This is a genomic window from Stenotrophomonas sp. CASM110 (assembly GCF_049384345.1).
GTDB classification, from domain to species: Bacteria; Pseudomonadota; Gammaproteobacteria; order Xanthomonadales; family Xanthomonadaceae; genus Stenotrophomonas; species Stenotrophomonas muris.
In genome coordinates, this window is the sequence record NZ_JBMRGI010000033.1 from 25,809 (window position 1) to 32,004 (window position 6,196).

Consider the following 6,196-nt stretch of genomic DNA (forward strand, 5'->3'; position numbering starts at 1 on the left):
CGGCGCATGATCGCAGCAGGTTCCCCGAGGAGATCGCCATGAAGACCCCGATCCTGATCGCCGGACTCTGCCTGGCGCTGGCCGCCTGCGCGACCACCGGCCGGCTCAGCAGTACCGAGAAACTGGATCTGTACCGCGCCCACGCCGGCGCGCCGCAGAACGACATGCAGTTCTTCGGCAGCCTCAATGGCTGGACCGAACTGGGTGACAGCGCGCTGGCGGTGTGGACCCGGCCGAGCGAGGCTTACCTGCTGGAACTGAGTGGTCCGTGCCCGGACCTGTCGTACGCCACCGCCATCGGGTTGACCAGCAGCATGGGCCGCGTGTCATCGCGTTTCGACAAGGTGCTGGTGCGCGACCCGACCGGTGGCCCGCGCATGCCGTGCTTCATCAACAGCATCCGCAAGCTGGACGTGAAGGCACTGCGTGCCTCCGAGCAGGAGCTGCGCCAGGCGCAGGTGCAGGAGCGCGAGGAAAATACGAAATAGCGCGGTAGTGCCGGCCGCTGGCCGGCAACCTGGCATCTGCGCGATGCCGGCCAGCGGCCGGCACTACCTTTGGGTCAGGCTTCCGGGGTGAAGCCGGCAGGCTTTTCCGCGTCCTTCTCGAACAGGAACTTGACCAGTTCGCCCTCAAGGAATGCGCGATGCTCCGGGGTGCGCGGCGACAGGCGGTTTTCGTTGATCAGCATGGTCTGGTGCGCGAGCCACGCGGCCCAGGCCTGCTTGCCGATGTTGTTGAAGATGCGCTGGCCCAGTTCGCCGGGGTAGGGCACGAAGTCCAGGCCCTCGGCATCGCGTTGTTCGTACTGGCAGAAGACGGTTCGGGACATGGCACTCACTCGTGGTTGCGGGGTTTCTTGGAATTTCGTTTCGGCGCCTTGGTCGTGGCGCCGTCGAGCAGCTTGCGGATCGGCGCTGGCAGGCCCAGCGCGGGCAGCTCGTCGTTGGCGACCCAGCGCAGCGTGGGTTCTTCCACGCGCAGGCCGTGCACCTGCCGCGACAGTACCTGCAGGTGCAGCTTGTAGTGGCTGAAGGTGTGCTTCAACACCGGCAGTTCCTCGGCGTCTTCCAGCGAACCTTCGACGTGCGCGTCGAACCAGTCCTGCAGTACGCTGCCGGCATCGGCCTGCGGCAGCGTCCACAGCTGCGCCCAGATGCCGGTGTCCGGCCGCTTCTGCAGCAGCACGCGCTGCTGGGCATCGCGCAGCAGCAGGGCCACGGCTTCGCGCTCGGGCAGGGTCCTGCTGGGCTTGGGCGTGGGCAGTTCGGCGGTACGGCCTTCGCGGCGCGCCGCGCACGCGTCCTGCAGCGGGCAGATCACGCAGGCTGGCTTGGCGCGGCTGCACACCGTCGCACCCAGGTCCATCTGTGCCTGGGTGTAATCAGCCATTCGCCCGGCCGGCACCTGCGCCACGTGCGCCTCGGCAATCGACCACAACTGTTTCTCGATGGCCGGCAGGCCGGGAAAGCCGTCGATGCCGTGGTAACGGCTGAGCACGCGCTTGACGTTGCCATCGAGGATCGCGAACGGATCGTTCCAGGCCTGGCTGAGGATCGCACCTGCGGTGCTGCGGCCGATGCCGGGCAGAGCATGCAAAGCATCGAAATCGCGCGGCAGGTCGCCGTCGTGCAGTTCCACGCAGCGCTTCGCGGCGGCATGCAGGTTGCGTGCGCGGGCGTAGTAGCCGAGCCCGGCCCACTGCGCCATCACCGCGTCATTGCTGGCGGCGGCGAGGTCGGGCAGCGTCGGGAAATGCTGCAGGAACCGCTGGAAGTACGGGATGACCGTGGCTACCTGGGTCTGCTGCAGCATGATTTCCGACAGCCAGACCCGATAGGGGCTGCGTGGGTGCTGCCAGGGCAGGTCGTGGCGACCATGGTCGTCGAACCAGTGCAGCAGGCGGGCGACGAAACCGTCCCGTTCTGCAGTTTCGGCGCTGGCGTGCGGCTGGCGGGGCATTGGAGTTCCAGAGAGGCAGCCACCCGTGGGGTGGCTCTACCAGGCTGCGGTAGAGCCACGCCATGCGTGGCTGCGCGGTGTATCAGGCGCCCAGCGCTTCGGGCAGCAGGGCGTCGACGAACGCTTCCGGATCGAACACGCGCAGGTCTTCCGGGCGCTCGCCGATACCGGCAAAGCGGATCGGGATGCCGAACTCGCGGGCCAGCGCGAACACCACGCCGCCCTTGGCAGTGCCGTCCAGCTTGGTCACCACCAGGCCGGTCACGTTCACTGCGGCATTGAACTGGCGCAACTGCGACAGCGCGTTCTGGCCGGTGGTGCCGTCGATCACCATCAGCACTTCGTGCGGGGCGGTGGGGTCGATCTTGCCGAGCACGCGGCGGATCTTGCCCAGCTCGTTCATCAGGCCGGACTGGGTGTGCAGGCGGCCGGCGGTATCGGCGATCAGCACCGAGGTGCCGCGGGCCTTGCCGGCCTGCAGCGCGTCGAATGCCACGGAAGCGGCATCGGCGTTCTGCCCCTGCGCGACCACGGCTACGCCGTTGCGCTCGCCCCAGGCCTGCAACTGGGCCACGGCGGCGGCGCGGAAGGTATCGCCGGCAGCCAGCATCAGGCTGTGGCCGTCGTCCTTGAAGCGCTTGGCCAGCTTGCCGATGGTGGTGGTCTTGCCGACGCCGTTGACGCCGACGGTGAGCACCACGAAGGGCTTGGCGTTGCGATCGATCACCAGCGGCTTGGCCACCGGCTGCAGGATCGCGATCAGCTCGGCGCGCAACGCGGCCAGCAGCGCATTGGCGTCGGCGAACTCGCGCGACTTCATGCGCTTGCGCAGGCCCTCGACCAGATCGGTGGTGGCGCCCACGCCGACGTCGGCGGTGATCAGTGCGGTTTCCAGCTCGTCCAGCAGATCGTCGTCGAGCTTGGGGTTGCGCGAGAACAGTCCACCGAAGCTGCGCGCGATGACGCTGTTGCGCAGGCGTTCGCGCCAGCCGGGCTTGCCGGCAGGCGCCGGAACGGCATCGATCGAGGCGGCGGCAGGCAGGTCGTCGGTGACCGGTGCCGGGGTGGGCTGAGGCAGTGGTGCGGGTGCCGGTTCGATGGCCGGGGCCGCCACCGGGGCGACGTCGATCCGGGCGGCCGATTGCGGAGCGCTCGGAGCGGGAACGACCGGAGCCGGAACCACCGGAGCCGGAACCACCGGGGTGGGCTCGAAAGCGACCGGAACGACGGCTGCCGGCGGCGGCTCGGCCGGCGCAGGCGCGGCCGGTACGGCTACCGGTGCTGGCTCTTTGTCCTCGACCGGCGCGGCCGACGGGAACGCCGCCGCCAGCTCTTCAGCCGAGTAGTGCTGGGTCTTGGGTGCCTCCGCTGCGGGGGCATCCTGGGGCTTCTTGCGGCGGAAAAAACTGAGCATTGGCAAAAGGCGCTGAAATCAGGGGGATATGCTACCACTCGGGCCTGTCGGGCCGATGTGGACTCAAGGTCGCGGCCCGCCGGCCGTTAACCGGTCCGGAGGGCTGCGTCGTGCGGCCCGGAGACCGCCATGGACAACGTGATGGGAATTGCCCTCGGCGGGATGCGTGCGTCCCAGCAGGGCGTGCAGGTGGCTGCGCACAACGTGGCCAACCTGGCGACCCCGGATGCCCAGCGCCTGCAGCTGCAGCGCAGTGCTGCCGGGCAGGGTGGGGTGCAGGCCGCGGTGATTCCCGTCGGCGCCGATGCCGGCGCGCCGCTGGGTGACCTGCTGGCCGCGAAAGCCGAGGTGGTGGCCTTCGCCGCCAATGCCGCGGTGATCCGCCGCCAGGACCAGATGCTGGGTTCGCTGCTGGATCGCGACGCCTGAACCCCTTCGGCAGGCGCCAACCGCCGCCCCTGGTGGGTGCCAACCTTGGTTGGCACTCTCCACCCGCGCCGGTAGGTGCCAACCTTGGCTGGCACGCTCGATCCGCCCCGGTAGGTGCCAACCTTGGTTGGCACGCTTTTGGGGCGCCAACCAAGGTCGGCCTCTACCAGAGCACCGCCGGGTAAGCCGGGCCATGCCCGGCGACCACCCTGTCGATCAGGCCGACAGCTCCAGCAGCAGCTTGTTCAGCCTCGCCACGTAGGCACCCGGGTCCTTCAGGCTGTCACCGGCGGCCAGCGCGGCCTGGTCGAACAGCACCCGGCCGAGGTCGTCGAAACGCGCGCCATCGGCTTCGGCATCCAGCTTGGCAATCAGTGGGTGGCCCGGGTTGATTTCCAGCACCGGCTTGCTGTCCGGCACCTTCTGCCCGCTGGCTTCCAGGATCTGGCGCATCTGCAGGCCCAGGTCCTGTTCGCCGATGGCCAGTACCGCCGGCGAATCGGTCAGGCGGTGTGACACGCGCACTTCGGCCACGTCATCGCCCAGCACGGTCTTCAGGCGCTCGACCAGGCCCTGCTTGTCCTTCGCCGCGGCTTCCTGTTCCTGCTTGTCCGCTTCGGTTTCCAGCGCGCCCAGGTCGAGATCGCCACGAGCGATGTCGACGAAGCCCTTGCCGTCGAAATCGGTCAGGTAGCCCATCAGCCACTCGTCGATGCGGTCGGTCAGCAGCAGCACTTCCACGCCCTTCTTGCGGAACACTTCCAGGTGGGGGCTGTTGCGCACCTGGCTGTAGCTCTCGCCGGTCAGGTAGTAGATCTTGTCCTGGCCTTCGGTCATGCGGCCGAGGTAATCGGCCAGCGACACCGTCTGCGCATCGCTGTCGCCGCGGGTGGAGGCGAAGCGCAGCAGCCCGGCCACCTTCTCGCGGTTGTTGTAGTCCTCGGCCGGGCCTTCCTTCAGCACTTGGCCGAATTCCTTCCAGAACGTGGCGTATTGCTCCGGCTTGTCGGCGGCCAGCTTGTCCAGCATGTCCAGCGAGCGTTTGGTCAGCGCCGCCTTCATCGAATCGATGACCGGGCCGGACTGCAGGATCTCGCGCGAGACGTTCAGCGACAGGTCGTTGGAGTCGACCACGCCCTTGATGAAGCGCAGGTACAGCGGCAGGAACTGCTCGGCCTGGTCCATCACGAACACGCGCTGCACATAGAGCTTCAGGCCCTTGGGCGCATCGCGGTGGTACAGGTCGAACGGCGCGCGGCCGGGCACGTAAAGCAGCGAGGTGTACTCCAGCTTGCCTTCGACCTTGTTGTGGCTCCACGCCAGCGGATCGCTGTGGTCGTGCGCCACGTGCTTGTAGAACTCGGTGTACTCGGCGTCGCCGATCTCGGTGCGCGGACGGGTCCACAGCGCGCTGGCGCGGTTGACGGTCTCCCACTCGACGGTGGCGCCTTCCTCGCCTTCCTTCGGCATCTGGATCGGCAGGCCGATGTGGTCCGAATACTTCTTGAGGATGCTGCGCAGGCGCCAGCCGTCGGCGAAATCATGCTCGCCATCCTTCAGATGCAGGACGATGCGGGTGCCGCGCTCGGCCTTGTCGACAGTGGCGACGTTGAAATCGCCTTCGCCGCGCGAGGTCCAGCGCACGCCTTCACCTGCGGCCAGGCCGGCGCGGCGCGAGGTCACTTCGACCTCGTCGGCAACGATGAAGGCGCTGTAGAAGCCGACGCCGAACTGGCCGATCAGCTGCGAATCCTTCTTCTGGTCGCCGGACAGCTGGCGCAGGAAATCGCCGGTGCCGGACTTGGCGATCGTGCCGAGATGGGCAATCGCCTCGGCGCGACTCATGCCGATGCCGTTGTCTTCGATGGTGATGGTGTGGGCGGCGGGGTCGAAGCTGACGCGCACGCGCAGTTCGCTGTCGCCTTCCAGCAGGGCCGGCTGGGTCAGGGCTTCGAAGCGCAGCTTGTCGGCGGCGTCGGCGGCGTTGGAGACCAGCTCGCGCAGGAAGATCTCCTTGTTGGAGTACAGCGAGTGGATCATCAGCTGCAGCAGCTGCTTGACTTCGGTCTGGAAGCCAAGGGTTTCGGTCTGGGTGGTCTCGGTCATCGATAGGGCTCCATGTGCAATGCCGCGCCAGCGCGTGCGGCCTCGCCAAGGGGTATGGCTGATTGTCCCGAAATCAAGGGGTTGGTCGGCCGGGCGGCGCCCGGCACCTGCAGAGGCCGAAGCAACAGCAACAGCAACAGCAACAGCGGGCTATCCGTGGGATGGCGGGGCGGTGTGGGTTGGCAGGACACGCCGTAAACCCCCCTCCGGGGGCCGGCCCAGCCGCTGGCGGCTGTGCGTTCGGGCGCTTGCGAAGCAGTGCTTCGCAAGCAAAGCGCCCTCACC

At 67.8% G+C, this 6,196-nt stretch carries 6 protein-coding genes; 2 read left to right on the top strand and 4 right to left on the bottom strand.

What is annotated here, in order from left to right; translation table 11 throughout:
• Positions 1-38 precede the first annotated feature (38 nt).
• A complete protein-coding gene (locus tag VG561_RS20235) occupies positions 39-488 on the top strand; it encodes a DUF6491 family protein (RefSeq protein ID WP_032958624.1) in 450 nt (149 codons plus the stop codon).
• 74 nt (positions 489-562) lie between these two features.
• Here VG561_RS20235 and VG561_RS20240 read toward each other — a convergent pair whose 3' ends face one another.
• From VG561_RS20240 to ftsY, 3 genes are all read right to left on the bottom strand, one after another.
• Entirely contained in the window at positions 563-832 is a 270-nt protein-coding gene (locus VG561_RS20240) for an oxidative damage protection protein (RefSeq protein WP_004153160.1), read from the bottom strand.
• 5 nt (positions 833-837) lie between these two features.
• A complete protein-coding gene (mutY, locus tag VG561_RS20245) occupies positions 838-1,962 on the bottom strand; it encodes an A/G-specific adenine glycosylase (protein WP_262094223.1) in 1,125 nt (374 codons plus the stop codon).
• 82 nt (positions 1,963-2,044) lie between these two features.
• A complete protein-coding gene (gene ftsY, locus VG561_RS20250; RefSeq protein ID WP_046429948.1) occupies positions 2,045-3,376 on the bottom strand; it encodes a signal recognition particle-docking protein FtsY in 1,332 nt (443 codons plus the stop codon).
• A gap of 129 nt (positions 3,377-3,505) precedes the next feature.
• Between ftsY and VG561_RS20255 the strand changes: the two genes are divergently transcribed.
• Complete coding sequence (locus VG561_RS20255; RefSeq protein WP_014646771.1) at positions 3,506-3,805, top strand: hypothetical protein; 300 nt, start codon at positions 3,506-3,508, stop codon at positions 3,803-3,805.
• 216 nt (positions 3,806-4,021) lie between these two features.
• Here the strand turns inward: VG561_RS20255 and htpG are convergent, their stop codons facing one another.
• Positions 4,022-5,911 carry a molecular chaperone HtpG gene (gene htpG, locus VG561_RS20260; protein WP_046429950.1) on the bottom strand — a complete coding sequence of 630 codons (1,890 nt, stop codon included), beginning with the start codon at positions 5,909-5,911 and terminating at the stop codon, positions 4,022-4,024.
• Positions 5,912-6,196: the final 285 nt, after the last annotated feature.

Bases quoted from the DNA above. Each gene is read 5' to 3' on its own strand.
- VG561_RS20255 (WP_014646771.1), top strand. From the start codon at position 3,506: ATGGACAACGTGATGGGAATTGCCCTCGGCGGGATGCGTGCGTCCCAG.
- ftsY (WP_046429948.1), bottom strand. From the start codon at position 3,376: ATGCTCAGTTTTTTCCGCCGCAAGAAGCCCCAGGATGCCCCCGCAGCG.
- htpG (WP_046429950.1), bottom strand. From the start codon at position 5,911: ATGACCGAGACCACCCAGACCGAAACCCTTGGCTTCCAGACCGAAGTC.
- VG561_RS20240 (WP_004153160.1), bottom strand. From the start codon at position 832: ATGTCCCGAACCGTCTTCTGCCAGTACGAACAACGCGATGCCGAGGGC.
- mutY (WP_262094223.1), bottom strand. From the start codon at position 1,962: ATGCCCCGCCAGCCGCACGCCAGCGCCGAAACTGCAGAACGGGACGGT.
- VG561_RS20235 (WP_032958624.1), top strand. From the start codon at position 39: ATGAAGACCCCGATCCTGATCGCCGGACTCTGCCTGGCGCTGGCCGCC.